General features: G+C 41.6%; 17 protein-coding genes and 1 riboswitch. Of the genes, 13 read left to right on the forward strand and 4 right to left on the reverse strand.

Features of this window, described 5'->3' with window-relative positions; translation table 11 throughout:
* Nucleotides 1-104: 104 nt before the first annotated feature.
* A complete protein-coding gene (locus BM135_RS02875; protein ID WP_422646135.1) occupies nt 105-1811 on the forward strand; it encodes an ArnT family glycosyltransferase in 1707 nt (568 codons plus the stop codon).
* 102 nt (nt 1812-1913) lie between these two features.
* On the opposite strand, the gene thiQ is transcribed toward BM135_RS02875, so the two are convergent.
* Genes thiQ through thiB form a run of 3 tightly spaced genes read right to left on the reverse strand, consistent with a single transcriptional unit; the run spans nt 1914 to nt 5186 of the window.
* On the reverse strand, nt 1914-2609 hold the full coding sequence (gene thiQ, locus BM135_RS02880) for a thiamine ABC transporter ATP-binding protein ThiQ (RefSeq protein ID WP_092517626.1): 696 nt from the start codon (nt 2607-2609) through the stop codon (nt 1914-1916).
* Nucleotides 2602-4206: a thiamine/thiamine pyrophosphate ABC transporter permease ThiP gene (gene thiP / locus BM135_RS02885; RefSeq protein WP_092517628.1), complete on the reverse strand. Its 1605-nt coding sequence runs from the start codon at nt 4204-4206 to the stop codon at nt 2602-2604. The genes thiQ and thiP overlap by 8 nt, the downstream gene beginning before the upstream one ends.
* Complete coding sequence (gene thiB, locus BM135_RS02890) at nt 4182-5186, reverse strand: thiamine ABC transporter substrate binding subunit (RefSeq protein ID WP_092517630.1); 1005 nt, start codon at nt 5184-5186, stop codon at nt 4182-4184. The genes thiP and thiB overlap by 25 nt, the downstream gene beginning before the upstream one ends.
* A gap of 138 nt (nt 5187-5324) precedes the next feature.
* A riboswitch (TPP riboswitch) is annotated at nt 5325-5429 on the reverse strand.
* A 116-nt stretch (nt 5430-5545) separates the two neighbouring features.
* On the opposite strand from thiB, the gene rppH reads away from it, so the two are divergent.
* The 4 genes from rppH to BM135_RS16855 all read left to right on the forward strand — a co-directional run bounded on the left by rppH (nt 5546) and on the right by BM135_RS16855 (nt 9438).
* Nucleotides 5546-6076 carry an RNA pyrophosphohydrolase gene (gene rppH, locus BM135_RS02895; RefSeq protein WP_092517631.1) on the forward strand — a complete coding sequence of 177 codons (531 nt, stop codon included), beginning with the start codon at nt 5546-5548 and terminating at the stop codon, nt 6074-6076.
* Nucleotides 6077-6085: 9 nt separating this feature from the next.
* Complete coding sequence (gene ptsP, locus BM135_RS02900) at nt 6086-8332, forward strand: phosphoenolpyruvate--protein phosphotransferase (RefSeq protein WP_092517633.1); 2247 nt, start codon at nt 6086-6088, stop codon at nt 8330-8332.
* Between the two features lie 354 nt (nt 8333-8686).
* Nucleotides 8687-9043: a tlde1 domain-containing protein gene (locus BM135_RS02905; protein ID WP_092517635.1), complete on the forward strand. Its 357-nt coding sequence runs from the start codon at nt 8687-8689 to the stop codon at nt 9041-9043.
* Nucleotides 9044-9045: 2 nt separating this feature from the next.
* Nucleotides 9046-9438, forward strand: coding sequence for a hypothetical protein (locus tag BM135_RS16855; RefSeq protein WP_175485916.1), 393 nt, complete (start codon nt 9046-9048; stop codon nt 9436-9438).
* A 200-nt stretch (nt 9439-9638) separates the two neighbouring features.
* On the opposite strand, the gene BM135_RS16860 is transcribed toward BM135_RS16855, so the two are convergent.
* Nucleotides 9639-9860 (reverse strand): hypothetical protein, encoded by a 222-nt coding sequence (locus BM135_RS16860; RefSeq protein WP_175485918.1) that lies wholly within the window; start codon nt 9858-9860, stop codon nt 9639-9641.
* Between the two features lie 61 nt (nt 9861-9921).
* Between BM135_RS16860 and lgt the strand changes: the two genes are divergently transcribed.
* From lgt to recC, 8 genes are all read left to right on the forward strand, one after another.
* Nucleotides 9922-10812, forward strand: a complete 891-nt coding sequence (lgt, locus tag BM135_RS02915; RefSeq protein ID WP_092517637.1) for a prolipoprotein diacylglyceryl transferase — start codon at nt 9922-9924, stop codon at nt 10810-10812.
* Nucleotides 10809-11603, forward strand: coding sequence for a thymidylate synthase (gene thyA, locus BM135_RS02920; protein WP_092517639.1), 795 nt, complete (start codon nt 10809-10811; stop codon nt 11601-11603). The genes lgt and thyA overlap by 4 nt, the downstream gene beginning before the upstream one ends.
* Before the next feature lie 535 nt (nt 11604-12138).
* Nucleotides 12139-12594 (forward strand): YaiI/YqxD family protein, encoded by a 456-nt coding sequence (locus BM135_RS02925; protein WP_092517641.1) that lies wholly within the window; start codon nt 12139-12141, stop codon nt 12592-12594.
* Between the two features lie 172 nt (nt 12595-12766).
* Complete coding sequence (locus BM135_RS02930) at nt 12767-13273, forward strand: prepilin peptidase-dependent protein (protein WP_245737279.1); 507 nt, start codon at nt 12767-12769, stop codon at nt 13271-13273.
* The gene (locus BM135_RS02935; RefSeq protein ID WP_092517645.1) at nt 13270-13881 is read left to right on the forward strand and encodes a prepilin peptidase-dependent protein; all 612 of its coding nucleotides are present in this window, start codon (nt 13270-13272) and stop codon (nt 13879-13881) included. Before BM135_RS02930 ends, BM135_RS02935 begins: the two co-directional genes overlap by 4 nt.
* 23 nt (nt 13882-13904) lie before the next feature.
* The gene (locus tag BM135_RS02940; protein WP_245737281.1) at nt 13905-14363 is read left to right on the forward strand and encodes a YgdB family protein; all 459 of its coding nucleotides are present in this window, start codon (nt 13905-13907) and stop codon (nt 14361-14363) included.
* Nucleotides 14360-14743, forward strand: coding sequence for a prepilin-type N-terminal cleavage/methylation domain-containing protein (locus BM135_RS02945; protein WP_092517649.1), 384 nt, complete (start codon nt 14360-14362; stop codon nt 14741-14743). The genes BM135_RS02940 and BM135_RS02945 overlap by 4 nt, the downstream gene beginning before the upstream one ends.
* Nucleotides 14736-18158, forward strand: coding sequence for an exodeoxyribonuclease V subunit gamma (recC, locus tag BM135_RS02950; protein WP_092517660.1), 3423 nt, complete (start codon nt 14736-14738; stop codon nt 18156-18158). Before BM135_RS02945 ends, recC begins: the two co-directional genes overlap by 8 nt.
* The last annotated feature ends 34 nt before the right edge of the window (nt 18159-18192 follow it).

The raw sequence follows: 18192 nt of genomic DNA on the forward strand, positions 1-18192 counted from the left end.
CTATTTTGAGTTGATCAAAGTTGTTAAGCATTCCGTTATCGCACTTAAGCATCTTTTGTTATTAAATCCAAGAGAAAACGAAAGTCAATTGAATCTGGTAAACCATGATGAATAATCCAAACAAATTGAGTCAAACAGATATCAAAGCATTACTGTTATTTATCACTTTCATGCTGCTGTATTTGTTACCGGGTATTTATGGGCATACCCCTTGGAAACAAGATGAAAATTACAGTTTTGGCATTATTCAAACCATGTATGAAACAGGAAATTGGTTGGTAACAATGAATGCGGGGCAACCTTTTATGGAAAAGCCTCCTTTGTATTATTGGACTGCAACTTCATTCATCCATTTGTTATCTCACTGGCTTACGATGCATGATGCAGCCAGAACAGCCAGTTTATTTTTTTCAGTGATCAATTTTTCTTTTTTTATTCTGTTGGCTCGTCGTGTATTTGATGTCAAAAACTTTACAGACAGTAGGCTATGGATAGCCTTTGCTTTGTATGCAAGTGCTCCCGGATTGGTTCGTCACAGTCACGATATGTTTACTGATACCGCATTAATAACAGGAACAACCATCGGATTATATGGTTTGCTGGGATTAATCAAAAACGAAAAAACAAGTTACTCTTGTTTATGGTTAATCATTGGTACAACTGTAACGTTATTATCAAAAGGGGTATTTATTCCCGGATTACTATGGATTTGCCTTGTTCTGGCTCCTATTTTTCTTAAACATTGTCGAGCCAAGTATTATTGGCTAAGTGCTTTATTGTCAGGAATAATTGCACTGATTTTAATTCTGCCGTGGCCAGTTATGCTATTGATTGAACATCCCGATTTATTCAAAGTTTGGTTTTGGGATAATAATATCGGTCGATTTTTAGGTTTTTCTGTTGAAGATCTTGGTGCAAGAGGGAATTTGACAATAATCCCTGAAGCAGTGCTATTTTTTGCCTTGCCATCAGGAATATTGGCTTTCATCTTTATATTAATGAATCCAATTAAGATCCTGTCGGATAAACATTATTTCCTTTGCGCGGCGTTTGTTGTATTAGGAGTTGTTTTATTGCAAATATCAGCTTCTGGTCGTGCATTATATTTATTACCCTTTATTGCACCAATGGCAATTTTAGCTACAGAAACATTCATTAAATTACCTAAGTTAATCTATAGATATTTAACCATATTCTCCTCTACACTTTGGTCTATTCTGATTATATTTTTATGGGGCTGTTACTTTTTATCGCTTTCCTCTGATTACAAGCATTGGTTAGCGCCGTTTGGCAGATGGTTGCCAATGAGTTATCAGATGCATTTTTCAGGATTTATCATTGCCATCGCTGTTTTTATAACCGCTGTATGGATGGCGAAAAATTGGCTTCTATCTAAATCACCCGCCTTGCGTGCTGCTCAAAATTGGGTTTTAGGTATCGCTACCGTTTGGGGATTAGTATTTACGCTATTTGTTGGCTGGATTGATTACGCTAAGGGTTATAAAGAGGTATTTCTTGATCTAAAACACAAATTAGCTGGCGTTTATCAAGTTAATAATTGTATGGCATCGTATAATATTGGCGAATCTGAAGCGCCAATGCTTTATTATTTTGCTCATGTCTTGCATCAACAACAGAGTAAATTTGAAACGCCTGAAAAATGCGATTGGTTGATTGTGTTATCCGAAGAAATAGAACCTGCTCCTAAAGGCATGATGCTATTTTGGCATGGGAATAGGCCCGATGAGGATCGTGAAAATTTAGTTGTATATAAGAAAGTGGCGTTAGGTAATATAGAAAGTGGTGAGTAAGGTATATGTATTAGTGGCCGTTTAAGCGGCCATTTCGGGTTATTGGTAGGTGGTTGTTTATTTAATTTGCTTATTATCATTGAATTTATCTAATTCAGTAATTCAACCTATTCCCAAAATCACCGCCTCATCAACCTCTCCACTTACTAACTTCTCCGTTGCCCCATGATAATGAATTTCTCCATCGACAATCAGCAAAGAATGCGGAGCAATTTTTGCTGCATCATCAAGATTATGGGACACCATTAATAAGGTAATTTGTCGTTCACTGCATATTTGATTCAGCAATTCCAGCATTTCATTACGCAAAGCAGGATCAAGTGCCGAAAATGGCTCATCCAGCAATAAAATTGGTTGATGGCGGACTAAACAGCGAGCCAGTGCCGCCCGCTGGCGTTGTCCGCCAGAAAGTTGAGCGGGTAGGCGAGGCAAGCACTCCTCCAGCGACACTTGTGTGGCAATCTGTTGGAGCGTTTCCTTTTGCTCAGTACTCAACCGCAATCCGGGATGCAATCCCAAACCAATATTTTGCTCAATGGTTAAGTGGGAAAACAGGTTATTTTCCTGAAACAACATCGAAACAGGTCGTTTAGAAGGTGGGGTATTTGTGTGATTTTCGCCATCCAGCCAGATATTGCCTTGTTCTGGAAACTGGAATCCCGCGATTAAACTTAATAATGTGCTTTTACCCGCTCCGCTTGGACCGAGGATCGCAATGCGTTCTCCGGCTTTAACGTTCACACTAAAATGCATGGCAAGGTGTTCATAGGTATAAGTGACATTTTCAAGTTTAATCATGGCGTCGGCTCGGTAAGCGTTCAATCACAGTGAATAAAATAAAACAAAGCAAAAGCAGTAGGAATGCGGTTACTGCACCATCCTGACTACGATATGCCCCGATTTGTTGATACAAGTAATAAGGCAAGGTACGGAAATCTTCGTTGCCAAATAATGCAACAACCCCAAAATCTCCAATTGATAATACACAGGCAAAAGCCAGCGCCTGCGCTAATGGGATTTTTAATGCCTTAAGCTCAATCCAGCGCAGGCGGTGAAATCCTTGAATATTAAGGGAGCGACATAGGGGATTGTAACGCTCCGCCAGATAGCGCATCGGATTTTCCAACACTTTTAGGGCATAGGGGATTGCCATCAGGGCGTTGGTCAAGATGACCAATCCGTAAGGTGATTGAGGTATACCAATGGTGGTGTTCAGCAGGAGGAAAAATCCCGTGGCAAGGACAATTCCCGGCATGGCAAGGATCAACAAGCCACTGGTTTCCATTGCTTGTCCCCATCGGGAAGAGTGACGCAAGCGTAATTCGCGGCTGCTCCATAGTAGCATCATGGTCAGAATGACACACAGCAATCCTGCCCCCAATGCAATGATGATGGAAGTTGTTAGAGCCTGCCATAAAGCAGGTTGGCTTAAGACACTAAAAATACCACGGTTCAGGCCATCAACTATTACTGCCAATAACGGAGGAAGTAACAGCAGTAAAGCGATGCCAATCAGTAAACCATCAGACAATTTTCGCAGCCATGAATCCTGTGGATTACGCCATTGTTGTTGATGCCCATAACCAACAGAAAGTACGCCCTTGAGCTTTTGGCTAAGGAGCACTAAACCGAGGCAACAAAAAAGTTGTATTAAGGCAAGCAGGGCAGCATGACCAAGATCATAGTCATAACTAATGGCCTGATAAATGGCAAGTTCAATGGTCGTTGCTGCCGGGCCTCCCCCCAGGGCAAGGACGGTTGCGAAACTGGCAAAGCACAGCATGAAAATTAATGCGCCGGTCGGCAAAATCTGGCGGCGCAGATAAGGCCACTCGATAAAACGAAAATGTTGCCATTCATTCATACCAAGCTGGGCAGCGAGTTGACGCTGCTCAATAGCAATACTTTCCAGAGATTGCAGTAATAACCGTGTTGCCATTGGCGTATTGAAGAAAATATGTGCCAGCAAAATGCCTTGCAACCCGTAAGGGGTAAAACGATATTCAACGCCTATCCATTGGAAAATATTTGCCAGCCAGCCGGTTTGACCATAAACGGTAAGAATGCCAAACAGAGCGACTAAAACGGGAAGAATCAATGTCATGGCGCATAAGCGCAGAAATAGTATCTTTCCCGGAAAATGGCGACGGTAAAGTGCCCGTGCCAGAAAAATGGCAGGGGTTACCGAGAAGACAGCAGATAAAAATGCCTGCCAGAAAGTAAACTGAATGACATGCCAGAGATAACTGTCATTTAAAAATTCCCGCCAATGGCTTTCAGGCGCATTGAGCCACAGTGCCCCGAATGCTGACAGGGCAACGATAATTAATAAGCCGGAGGCAATGACCCCCGGCAATAACCAACCCGCGATTAACGGCTTACAGCGCTTTGCCATGTACGGATCCATTTTGTACGGTGTTTTGCCACATCATCTGCGTTGAATTGCAGAGATTTCTCAGGAACAGGAAGTTGTTTGAAAACGTCAGGCAAAGGAATATCAATCACGGGATACATCCATTGAGTTGTTGGCAATACTTGCTGAAATGCCGGTGAAATCATGAAATTCAGGAACTTTTGCGCCAGTTCTGGCTGTTTGCTTGAAGCCACTTGAGCGGCTACCTCAATCTGCAAATAGTGTCCCTCCTTGAATATGGCTGCGGCATAGTTATCTTTTTTCTCTGACATAATGTGATAGCCCGGTGACGCGGTGTAGCTCAGTACCATATCACCTTCACCTTTCAGAAACAGACCATAGGATTCACTCCAGCCCTTAGTGACGGTCAGTGTCTTTTTGGCAACTTTCTGCCATTCTTGTGCCGCTGTGTCTCCATAAAGCTTATGTATCCAGAGCAGTAACCCCAAGCCCGGAGTGCTAGTGCGTGGATCTTGATAAATAATCTTCCAATTCTGGTGACTATTGATTAATTCATCCATACTTTTGGGTGGATGAGATAGGGTGTTTTTGTTGTAAATAAAGGCGAAATAACCGTAATCATAAGGAATAAACGTTGTATTGTTCCATGTAATGGGTAATTTCAGTTTTGAAGTATTGACGTGACTGGGTGTGAATAACCCCGTTTGCTGAGCGGCTTGAATCAGATTGTTATCTAACCCCAGTATAATATCTGCGGGAGTTTTTTTGCCTTCCATCCTTAAACGGTTCAGCAAGGATATCCCATCTTCCAAAGCAACGAGTTTTAGTTCACAGCCGCACTCTGCTTCAAAGGCTTTTTTGATGGCAGGCCCCGGACCCCACTCAGAGGCAAATGAATCATAAGTATAAACTGTCAGTGTCGGCTTCACCTGAGCAAAGGCACAGGCCGAAATAGACAGCATACCGATAGCAATAAAGCTGGAAAATAATTTCTTAAACACTTTGCTCTCCTGTAGTTATGAATATAAATAGTTATTAATACAAATAGTAATAAATATTAATAGTTGTGAATATAAATAGTTATTCGCAGTGATAAAGGATCTGAGAAAGTGCTAAATAAAAATTACATTTATTATATCAATGAATAGCGTCTCAAATCCCTACGACGGTACTAGCCGATTCAGGTTCGACGGGTTTGTTCCCAGCCGTACTGTTTTGCAACAGCCGCACCCCGTTGAGATGTCGGTATTGTAGAGACTTCAGTTGTGCCTGCAAAGTCCAATCATAGAGGTTTACCGCTTGAGATGAGTGTGAAACAATTAGCTATCTTTTTAAATTTGTTATATCGAGAGGTAGTCTGGTGATCGATGATGATGGCTACCGCCCGAATGTAGGAATTGTAATTTGTAATCTCCAAGGGCAGGTTCTATGGGCCCGCCGTTATGGGCAGCATTCCTGGCAGTTTCCTCAGGGGGGGATCAATCCGGGGGAATCACCAGAGCAAGCGATGTATCGCGAGTTGTTCGAAGAAGTTGGTTTAAATCGCAAAGATGTACGGGTTCTCGCTTCGACCCGGAGTTGGTTGCGTTACAAATTACCCAAGCGTTTGGTGCGTTGGGATACAAAGCCCGTTTGTATTGGGCAAAAGCAACGCTGGTTTTTATTGCAGTTGCTGTGTAATGAAGCAGATATTAATGTGCAGCGCAGTAAGATGCCGGAGTTTGATGGTTGGCGTTGGGTCAGCTATTGGTATCCTGTCCGGCAGGTAGTTTCTTTTAAACGAGATGTATATCGCCGCGTGATGAAAGAATTCTCTTCTATTGTGATGCCAACTCAGGAACCTGCTTCATTGCTACATTCACCTTATTTACATCGTCGTAGAAGAAATTAGGTCATTGCTATGCTCATGCGCTTACGGGAAATTGTCGAAAAGGTTGCGATGGCAGCTAATTTATCTGAAGCGCTTGAGTTACTGGTCAATGAAACGTGTCTGGCAATGAACACGGATGTCTGTTCTATCTATCTGGCAGATCATCAGCGGCAATGTTATTACCTGATGGCAACTAAAGGGTTGAAAAAACCCAAGGGACAAGCAATCAGTCTGGCCTTTGATGAAGGCGTTGTGGGGCAAGTTGGGCGTTTGTCCGAATTAATTAATCTCGCTGATGTCCGTGACCATCCAAGTTTTAAATATATCCCCCAAGTGAAAGAAGAAAGCCTGCGGGCTTTTTTAGGTGTACCGATTGTTTATCGTCGCCAATTGCAGGGAATATTAGTTGTTCAACAGCGTGAGCGACGGTTATTTAATGAAAGTGAAGAATCTTTCATGGTGACACTGGCGATGCAGCTTGCTGCTGCTCTCGCTCAGGCGCAAACAAAAGGGTTATTTGGTCAGTATCGTCAAACCCGTATTAAGGCACTTGCCATTTCTGATGGCATTGTGATGGCGCAGGGATGGCAAGATCGCTCCCAACCTTTGTTGGAACAAGTTGCTGAAGTATTAACACTGGATTATCAGGCTGAGCGCTCAAGGCTGACTTGTGCCTTTGAAAAAGCCACAGCTGAATGCCGTCGTATCAGTAAACGTTTCACTGCTAGTTCACAGAAAGAAAGTGCTGCCATTTTTGATCTCTATTCTCATCTATTAAATGATCCTCAACTCAAACAAGATCTGTTTCATTCCGTCGATAATGGTTTTATGGCGGAATGGGCGGTTAAAACCGTGATTGAGAAATACGCTAAACAGTTTAACAACTTGCAAGATCCTTACATGCGAGAGAGGGCATCAGATCTGCGGGCGCTTGGGCAACGGGTGCTGTACCATCTGAATGATCTCTTCACAGAGGGAGGACAATGGCCGGAGCGCTTTATTCTGGTTGCTGATGAACTCAGTGCTAACTTGCTGGCTGAGTTGCCACAAGAGCAATTGGTTGGCGTGATTGTGCGAGATGGTGCGACTCACTCTCACTCGGCAATACTGGTTCGTGCAATGGGGATTCCGGCGATTATGGGGGCGGATATCCAGCCTGAGCTATTACATAACCGGACACTGATCCTTGATGGTTACCGCGGAGAGATTTTTATTGAACCAGAGCCTCTTGTTGCTCAGGAATACCAACAAATCATCGAAGAAGAGCAGGTTCTCAGCAAGCAGGCTGAATGTGAACAACAGCGGCGAGCACAGCTTAAAAGCGGGGAACGGGTTCTGGTACAGCTCAATGCTGGCCTGAGTTTAAAACATGAACAGCAGATAGAAGATAGTATTGATGGTATTGGGCTGTATCGCACAGAAATTCCTTTTATGCTGAATAGTGGTTTTCCATCAGAAGATGAGCAGAAAAATCGCTATCAAGAGATGCTGGAACTTTTCCCTGATAAGCCAGTTGTGTTGAGAACACTGGATATTGGCGCTGACAAACAACTTCCTTATATGCCCATTAATGAAGAAAATCCTTGTCTGGGGTGGCGGGGAATACGTATCACACTGGATCAGCCGGAAATATTCCTGATTCAGCTTCGGGCGATGCTAAAAGCCAATGTGCAGACTGGCAATTTAAAAATACTCTTACCGATGGTGACAAGCATTGAAGAAATTGATGAAACCCGAAAACTGATTGAGAGAGCGAAAGCTGAAGTAGAGCAAACATTAGCCGCTACGATCAAAATGCCTCAGATTGGTATTATGCTTGAAGTACCATCTACTATTTTTTTGCTGCCACAATTAAAAAAGCGAATTGATTTTGCTTCTATTGGTACAAATGATCTGACCCAATATTTGCTGGCGGTGGATCGCAATAATACACACGTTGCTTCGCTATATGATAATTTACATCCTGCGGTAATTAGAGCACTAAAATTGGCCTTTGATGAATGCCAGCGCCTTGATCTCCCTGTTAGTGTATGCGGCGAAATGGCTGGTTTACCAATGGGGACATTAATATTGCTTGGTTTAGGTTATCGTAGCTTGAGCGTAAGTGGTCGAAGCGTTCCGCGTACCAAATATTTATTGCGACATTTGGATGCCAATGAACTTGAGCATCTAATCAAGTTGGTATTAAAAGCCGAAACCAGCCATGAGGTAAAAGAATTGTCAACCGAATTTATGGAATCACATGGCTTGGGAGGTCTGATTCGAGGGGGGATTTAGCAAGGATATATAAATAAGTTATTTTTGAATGCATAATATTAACGCATATAATAAGCATTGAAATAATTAAAAAAACAATTAAATAAAAATATAGTTGGATTAAACTGACCTAATTCCAACTTTAGATAATTTAACTGAAATTAAAAATACAAAGAAGAATGTTCTTATTTAATAAATGGAAATTTGTAATTAATATTGTTTTGTCAAAGCTAATGGTAAGATTTATTGAACATTTCAATAATCAAATGATAGAATAAGTGTATGCAATACTTTGCATTCAATGTGCTAATTATAATTAAAAGGCGATATCATAATTAGCATATATTTCCATAGGAATTTAAAAATGAGTTTTAAATGGTTTGGATTTATCATCAATATTCAGGTGAGTTATATCATAATGATAGATTAGTTGATCGTGGTTATAGTGGTAAAGGAACACATAAAAACAATCCAGCATCAGAATCAGTACGCGGAAAGGGTCCTATCCCTAGAGGACGATATACTATAGGAGGATATACGAATAGTAAGGGGCCGATGGCCATAATTTTAGAACCTTGTGATTGTAATAATATGTATGGAAGAAATCTTTTTAGAATTCATGGTGATAGTAGAGAGCATCCAGGAGAAGCGTCAGAAGGTTGTATCATTGTAGGACCGAATGCAAGAAGAGAAATAATCAGCTCTGTAGATAGAGATTTAGTGGTGGAATAAGTATGAAAAAACTGATTTTACTTGCAATGCTATTTATTCCTAGTATTGCATTATCTTCAACGAAAGATGCAACAAAAGAAGCTTTAGATTATTGTGCTACAACTGAATCTTGGGCTGCTCAAAAAGTGATAGATGCAGCAGTCGAGAGAAATAAACAGCTTGATCGAATGAAAGCGACTTCTTCTCTAATTGAAAGACATAAATTGGTAAAAGGAAAGAAACCAATCACATTCGAAGACTGGGGGCAGTTGTACACTCAAACAATAGAAGTTTCTATTCCGTATATCGATAGTCACAAAAAACCTGTTATTTTCATCGCGTCATCAATCATATCAGCAGAAGAGTGTTCATTAACAGAAGTGGCTTACTTTAATATAACCCCTGAAATGTATTAGTTTTATTTTTCACTTAACAGCAAACTTAACAGCAATAATGATTGTTAAGACAATCATTATTACTCAAAATATAACTCATGGCGGAAACATACTTCATTGGCAATTATCGAAGCCCCCCGATCTGATGTAACCAAAAGTACAACTTGACTGATGTTATTCTCCTCCCTATTTGTTTTGCCTGTTGGTATGGTTTTGATGATTCAGTCATACTGACGTTTTTTTGTGCGGGTGTATCTTGCTGTCATAGAACCCTCCCTTGCAGTGATACTATCAGCACAGATATTGTACGAAATCTCTTGGCGCTTGCTACTTGCCAATGAGAGTTCGTAAGAGGCTCCCACGATAACCACTTGCGGTTTAGTGGTGGGAGCAAGCCGCTTGCCTGTGTTATTATCTGCGATTATTTGTCTTAACTTATTCAAGTCATATAATTTATTTGCACAATATCATTCATTCACACAACATTATTTTTAGTGGGGAACGATGAGCACTAGCTATCTGGCATTTCCTAATATTGACCCAGTTATATTTTCAATCGGGCCTTTATCTCTTCACTGGTACGGTCTTATGTATCTGGTTGGTTTTGTTTTTGCCATGTGGCTGGCAAATCGCCGTGCGGCAAAACCAAACAGTGGCTGGAATAAAACCGAAGTTGAGAACTTACTGTATGCAGGGTTTGTCGGGGTTTTCGTCGGTGGACGCCTCGGTTATGTTCTGTTCTATAATTTCCCAATGTTCCTTGATAATCCTCTTTACCTGTTTAAAGTTTGGGATGGGGGAATGTCTTTCCACGGCGGATTGGTAGGGGTTATCTGTGCCATGTGGTGGTTTGCGCGCCGTACTAAGCGCCACTTCTTACAAGTCGCGGATTTCGTTGCTCCACTAGTTCCCTTTGGTTTGGGGATGGGGCGTATCGGTAATTTTATCAATGGAGAATTGTGGGGACGAGTTACGCTTGATACGCCTTGGGCGATGTTATTCCCGGGTTCCCGCAGTGAAGATATTGCATTGGCCACAGCTAATTCTTCGTTATGGCCTATTCTGGAAAAATATGGTGTTCTGCCCCGTCATCCATCACAGTTATACGAAATGGCGCTTGAAGGCATCGTGTTATTTATCATCCTCAATCTATTTATCCGTAAACCGCGCCCGATGGGGAGTGTGTCAGGCTTATTCCTGATTGGTTACGGCGCATTCCGCATAATAGTCGAATTTTTCCGCCAGCCTGACGCACAGCTCGGGTTGTTTGAAGGGATAAGTATGGGGCAAATCCTTTCCATTCCTATGATTTTATGTGGAATTATCATGATGGTGTGGGCTTATAAATACTCTGGCAACAAAACTCGCAATAACAAGGTACAAGAGACAAAATGAAACAGTATCTGGATTTAATGAAAAAAGTGCTGGAAGAGGGCACAGCAAAAGATGACCGTACGGGGACGGGAACACTCTCTATCTTTGGTCATCAGATGCGTTTCAATTTGCAAGAAGGTTTCCCACTGGTAACCACCAAGCGTTGTCATATTCGTTCTATTGTCCATGAATTGCTTTGGTTCTTGAATGGCGATACCAATACCCAATATCTGTGCGATAATGGCGTCTCTATCTGGGATGAATGGGCTGACGAAAATGGCGATTTGGGGCCTGTGTATGGTAAACAATGGCGTGCCTGGGGGGCTGCGGATGGTCGCCAGATCGATCAATTGACCCAAGTTATTGAGCAGTTGAAAAGTGATCCTGATTCACGCCGTATCATCGTCTCCGCATGGAACGTCGGGGAATTGGATAAAATGGCATTGGCACCATGTCATGCTTTTTTCCAGTTCTACGTAGCTGATGGCACACTTTCCTGCCAACTTTACCAGCGCTCTTGTGATGTGTTTTTAGGGTTGCCATTCAACATCGCCAGCTATGCTCTATTGGTGCATATGATGGCACAACAGTGTGATCTTAAAGTTGGTGATTTTGTTTGGACTGGTGGTGATACCCATCTTTACAGCAACCATTTGGAACAGACCAAACTTCAATTAAGCCGTGAGCCACGAGCGTTACCTAAGTTAGTTATTAAGCGCAAGCCAGACTCACTGTTTGATTATCGCTTCGAAGACTTTGAGATTGTGGATTATGATCCATATCCGGGTATTAAAGCCCCGGTTGCAATTTAATTCTTAATTGCTTCAGTAAATAAAAATCATTTCTCTTCTTTTTTCCATCCTTGAATTCGGAGGATGGAAAATGTAGGTCATAACTTCAATCTTTGCCATCTGAATGTTAGTTCTTTCGTGTTTTCTTGATCCGCCTGCCGAAGGTATTTAACTTCTGTTGAGCGTGAATTCAGTTCATAAGACTAAACGTTTTTATCTAATTGTTTTTCATTATTTGTTGAAGTAAAGTTCATCTTATTACTTTAACTACCTTCATGAACGCAATCTTACTTATTGAGTTGAGTATGATTTTTAGCTTATTAAATAGGCTAAGATGAGGAAGGAAACTCATAATGAATAGTTTGATTATTTTAACGATCGTAGAAATATCCTAGATATATACCCAATGGTTTTCAAGATGCGTCGCGGCGGCAAGGGAGCGAATCCTCGGGAACATAGATAACTATGTGACCGGGGTGAGTGAGTTCAGCCAACAAAGAGGCAACTTGAAATATGAAGGGTATAGCTAAAAAGATGAAATTGAGAGGAACCTGTTATGCCTATATGGGTAGATGCTGATTCGTGTCCTAAAGTTATAAAAGAAGTATTATATCGTGCAGCAGAACGTGAAAAAGTACAGGTTACATTCGTAGCAAATCAACGATTAAGTGTACCTGCATCCGCTTTTTTACGTACATTACAAGTCCCTGCTGGGTTTGATGTCGCTGACAATGAAATTGTTCGTCGCTCAGAAATTGGTGATTTAGTGATTACAGCAGATATTCCTCTTGCTGCTGAAGTGATCGAAAAAGGTGCAATAGCACTCAATCCGCGCGGTCAACGTTATAGTGAAGCGACAATACGTGAACGTCTAACTATGCGTGATTTTATGGATACGATGCGGGCGAGTGGGATCCACACGGGAGGGCCTGCTGCGTTAAACCAACGTGATCGCCAGCAGTTTGCAAATGAACTAGACAAATGGTTATTGCAACAAAAAAAAGTATCTTGAAAGGAAATATGACTATTCTGAGAAGCATCACGCAATTAAAATGTAAAAAAGTAACACGTCTGCTTTTTCTTCAAATCTCTTCGCATAATTAAACAGTGACACTGTTTATTCTATTTCTAATAGTAGATATTTCCCTTGACCAACATCGAGAACGATATATAAGTCGGAAATAATGGCGTACAAATGTATTAGTAAGCAATATGGATTTACATTGTTAGAATTAATGATTTCAATGCTCATCATTTCGATCAGTTTATCATGGGGGTTGTATCATTGGGGAAAATATCAAAATCGTCTTCGTTTACAATCTTCAGTGCATAATGTGTTGTCTTTTATGGAAAGGCAGCAGGCTTTGGCAAATTATTTGAATCAGGATCGTACCTTATGGTTGGTGATAGGGCAGCATTGGTGCTTGGTATCGTCTATAACCAAAATTACTGATTGCAATGAAAATGATGGGGAGCGAGTTAACTCTCCTCATGAAGATGTATTTTTGTCATATTCCACGGCTGATCGCATTGATTTTTATGGGATCAGAAATACAGCAATGCCAGCGAGTTTCACTCTGGCAAACTCGGCAGGTGAAATTAGTGTCGTAATTTCTGGGCGTGGACGAATTAGGACATGCAGCAATACAATTAACCAACTTCCTAATTGTGAAGGAATAAAAAATCCATGATTCTGACTATTTTCTGTTTTAAACCAAAACAGGAAGGATTTTCCTTGTTAGAGATAATGATAGCTCTGCTAATCAGTAGCGTGATTTTTATTGCCATGACGAAAACGTATCCGGTTATATCAGGCCAAATTCTCGATCTCTATCGTAAATATAGATTGCATTATTTGGTAAATAGAACGGCCTATTTAATGGAGAAAGATATCCGACGGGCAGGCTATTGTCAGGAGAAAAAACAGTGTGAAGGTGATCCATTGGTAATTAAAAATAAAAATACGGAAGCCGCTAATTCTTGTTTTATTGCTGCTTTTGATCTCAATTTAAATAATCGATGGGAAAAACCTGATCATATTGAATCTGAATTTTTTGGTTATCGTTTAAATAATCGGACTCTTGAGTGGAAGAGAGGGGTGGGAGATTGTCAGGAAGGTGGTTGGGAAAGATTATTTGATCCAAAAGAGATTGTCATTGATGCCTTTCATCTTGAAAAGTCACGGATAAAAAATGGGGTAATTTTTATCACTCTGTCCATTAATGCCCATTGGTTGAAATCCTCATCAATTGTGTATCGTCATCAAGCGACAATTCGGCTGCGTAATATTAGGGAATAAATATATCAGGATATGAAGAAAATATGGCGGGTAAGCAACAGGGAAATGTTTTGCTGGTATCAATAATGATGCTATTGGCACTGAGTTTGATGATGTTGAAAGCACTCCATTATCAACAGGAAAGTGCGATGCTCATGATGATGGATGAACAAAATTATTTGAATGCTTTTCTGCGGGCTGAATCATCATTGATATGGGGAAAAGCTCAATCATGGCCGATTAATCAGCAAGAAATGGGCGCTTGGCTTTGTCTGCAACAAACTGAATTTAATTTGAAAAGTTGTCTCAAGCACTATTCAGGCAATCTTTTTTTATTAAAAGGCATCGCTCAATTCACATCAGGGGAAAAGCTTGAACTTTATCAATGGATGAAACAGATGAAATACTTAAATCAGGATACACTTACTCCTGTGATACTGGCTCCTGTGGAAAGTGGTTGGCTGGATTTTTGCCCAGTTCCTCAGACTGAATTTTGTTTATGAAAATGCACAGCTTATTTGGGCGACAAGCGGGCATGAGTTTACCAGAAGTTATGGTTTCATCTGCCGTATTTGCGATCTCTTTATTGGGTTTAATGCGTTACCATCAAGCACTGTCAGCCAATTTCCAACAATATTGGGGGCAGCTTAAGGCGGTACGATATGCCCATGATCAGTTGGAACAATATGAGCGTTGGGAAGGCCAGATTGCTCCGAAGAAAACAGAAGGAGAGGCGGCAATACAGCAAAGATGGAAAATGGAATTTCAGCGAGAATTTCACTCTTTGGGATGCTATCGAGTAACGATTAAATTGACAGTACATTACAATACACCAAGTAAATTAGAACGCTGGTTTTGTGCAAGTGGGAGCATTGATGTTTAGAGTTTATCATTCAAATCAGCTCGATATTCTTCAGGAGTTGATGGCGATATTGATCGGGGATAATCCCTTGTCTGACCCATTTGGCAAGGAAGTGATTTTGGTTCAAAGCCCGGGGATGTCACAGTGGTTGCAGATTCAATTGGCAGGAAAATTGGGCATTGCTGCGAACATGGAATTCCCGTTGCCTGCAACCTTTATCTGGCAGATGTTTACTCAAGTATTACCTGATGTTCCCAAAGATGGCGCTTTCAGTAAGGATGCCATGAAATGGAAATTGATGACCCTGCTACCTGATTTGTTGACGGAGCCGGAGTTTTCAGCGCTCAGGCATTATCTTGATCAAGATATTGATAAACGCAAGATCCACCAGTTGGCTGGCCGGATTGCCGATCTGTTTGACCAATATCTGGTTTATCGCCCCCAGTGGCTAGAAAATTGGGAAAAAGGTCAATTAATTGACGGCTTGAGCAGCAATCAATTATGGCAAAAAAAGCTATGGTTTGAACTGATAGAATATACTCGCCAATTACAACAACCCTTGTGGCATCGCGCCAATTTATACCATCGATTTATCACAACGTTGGAAGAAGGGAATTTTCCATTGGAGAATCTTCCCCCGCGCATTTTCATCTGCGGCATCTCTACATTACCCCCTGCCTATCTGCAAGTATTCAAAGCATTAGGTAAACATATTGATCTTCATCTTATGTTCACTAACCCATGCCAATATTATTGGGGAGATATTCAGAGTTATGCGTTTCTTGCCAAGTTAAATAGCCGGAAACCCAAACATTATAAAAGCCGCCAACCGCTGGAAAGATTCAAAGATCCAGACAAAGCTCCATCGCTTTTTAATGCCGAAGGAGAGCAGGATCTGAATAACCCATTGCTGGCATCTTGGGGAAAATTGGGCAGGGATAACCTCTACCTGCTGTCACAATTGGAGCCAGATTCCGATGTTCATGCTTTTGTTGAATTGGAGCCTGACTCTATCTTGCATCAAATCCAGCGGGATATCCTTGATCTTGAAGATCATGCCCAGATTGGCTCTACAGAAAATACCTTCAAAAATAGCCTGAAAAAGCGCCCGATTGATTGTGCTGATCGCTCTCTGACTTTTCATTCATGCCACAGTCCGCAGAGGGAGGTAGAAGTATTGCAGGATCAAATCCTGCATTTATTGGATGATGATCCTGCACTGACACCGAGGGACATCATTGTGATGATGGCGGATATTGACAGCTATGCCCCTTATATTCAGGCTGTTTTTGGCAATGCACCCGATGACCGTTATATCCCCTTTGCCATTTCTGACCGTAAAGTTCGTCAGGCGCATCCGGTCTTACAGGCATTCATTACCCTGCTGGAGCTGCCACAGAGTCGATTTACGGCAGAGCAGGTGTTGGCATTATTGGAAGTTCCCGCTTTAGCCAATAAATTTGCTATTCAGGAAGAAGGGTTGCGTTTATTGCGGCGCTGGGTAAAAGAATCAGGGATTTGCTGGGGGCTGGATGATGACAATATTGAAGCATTGTCTTTACCAGCCACAGGGCAGAATACTTGGCGCTTTGGTTTGACGCGCATGCTGTTGGGTTATGCGATGGATAGCCAGGCAGGGCCATGGAATGAGGTTTTGCCTTACGATGAATCTAGTGGTCTTGCAGCCGAATTAGCCGGGCAATTAGCTGAGTTTTTAATGGAACTGAATCGCTGGCGTAAAATTTTGAGCGAAGAACAACGATTGGCGGATTGGTTAGCGGTATGCCCGCAACTGCTGGAAACTTTTTTCGAAGTGGATGATGAAATCGAACTGGTTCTGGCGCTTATTACGCAGCAATGGCAAAAAGTGATTGATAATGGCCTGAATGCACACTACGGAGAGAGCATTCCTTTGGTGCTGCTGCGCGATGAACTGGTGCTTCGTTTTGATGACGAGAAGATCAGCCAGCGCTTCCTTGCAGGTTCCCTCAATTTTTGCACTCTGATGCCTATGCGTTCCATTCCTTTTAAGGTTGTTTGCCTGTTGGGAATGAATGATGGGGTTTATCCAAGAACCATACCACCCCTTGGGTTTGATCTTATGGTAGAGAAAACTCAGCGAGGGGATAGGAAACGGCGTGATGATGACCGTTATCTCTTTTTGGAGGCGTTGGTTTCGGCTGAGCAATTTCTTTATATTAGCTATATCGGTAAATCGATTCGAGATGATACTGAGTGCAATCCATCCGTATTGGTCAATGAATTACTGGATTATATTTGCCAGAGTTTTTGCTTATCCGCTGATGAAATGCTGAATGTTGATGATAGTGCCAGAAATGTCAGAAAACATTTACTTTCACAACATACTCGTGTGCCTTTTGCAACGGAAAATTTCTTGCCTGACCACTATTCACAAAGTTATGCAGCAGAATGGTTGCCAGCCGCGACACAGCAAGGTGTTTCAGCGACTGATTTTTGTCAGCCGATTGGCTTTGATCGCAGTGAGGTAAAAGAAATTACATTAGATGAGTTGATCCGCTTTTATCGACATCCTGTCAGGGCGTTTTTTCAGCAACGGCTGAAAGTGCACTTCATCATTGAAGAGATGGAGTTGCCTGAAGAAGAGCCTTTTGTACTGGACAACCTGCAACGTTATCAATTTAACCAACTTCTGTTAAGCATTCTGATAGAACAGGGAGCACCTGAATCTTTGTTCTGCCATCTCCGTGCATCAGGAGGATTGCCATATGGCTCCTTTGGTGAGGTTTACTGGATGGAACAACTGGAATCCATGCAGCCACTGGCTATCAGGGTACGTGAAGAGAGAACAGAACCTTTTTCCATTGAGCTATATGAAAAATTAGACACTGTAATATTGACCGGAAAAATTAATCAGGTACAGCCTGATGGAATTTTACGTTGGCGACCAGCGAACTTAACGGCTAATGATGGTATCCAATTATGGATTGAACACCTTGCCTATTGTTTTTCAGGTGGTATTAGTGAAAGCCGCATGTATGGAACGGGCAAAAAGGGGAAAATAGAGAAGGAAGATAAAAAAGTTTCAGAATACCGTTTCTTACCACTAGCACAGGATGAAGCGAAAAAATATCTGAACCAAATGGTTGAGGGCTATCTCCAAGGAATGTCTGAGCCTCTCCCCTTGTTTTGCCGAAGTGGCTGTGCATGGTTGGTTGACTGTTTTAATAAGGAAACTCGGGAAATTGATTTCAGTGAAGAAGCGCAACAAAGCGCTGAAAATAAATTGATGGAACAATGGTTGGGGACACGTGACAGAAAAGGGGAAAGTAGTGATCATTACATACAACGGACTTTCCGGCAGGTTGATCAATTACTTTTGGAGCGCATGAAGCGTGAAATTCAGAGCTATTTGTTGCCTATGGCCTATTATTCAAATGGCTCATTATTCAAGTAGCTCATTATTTAAATCATTAGGGAGAATATTAGGT

The organism is Xenorhabdus japonica, assembly GCF_900115195.1.
Lineage (GTDB): Bacteria > Pseudomonadota > Gammaproteobacteria > Enterobacterales > Enterobacteriaceae > Xenorhabdus > Xenorhabdus japonica.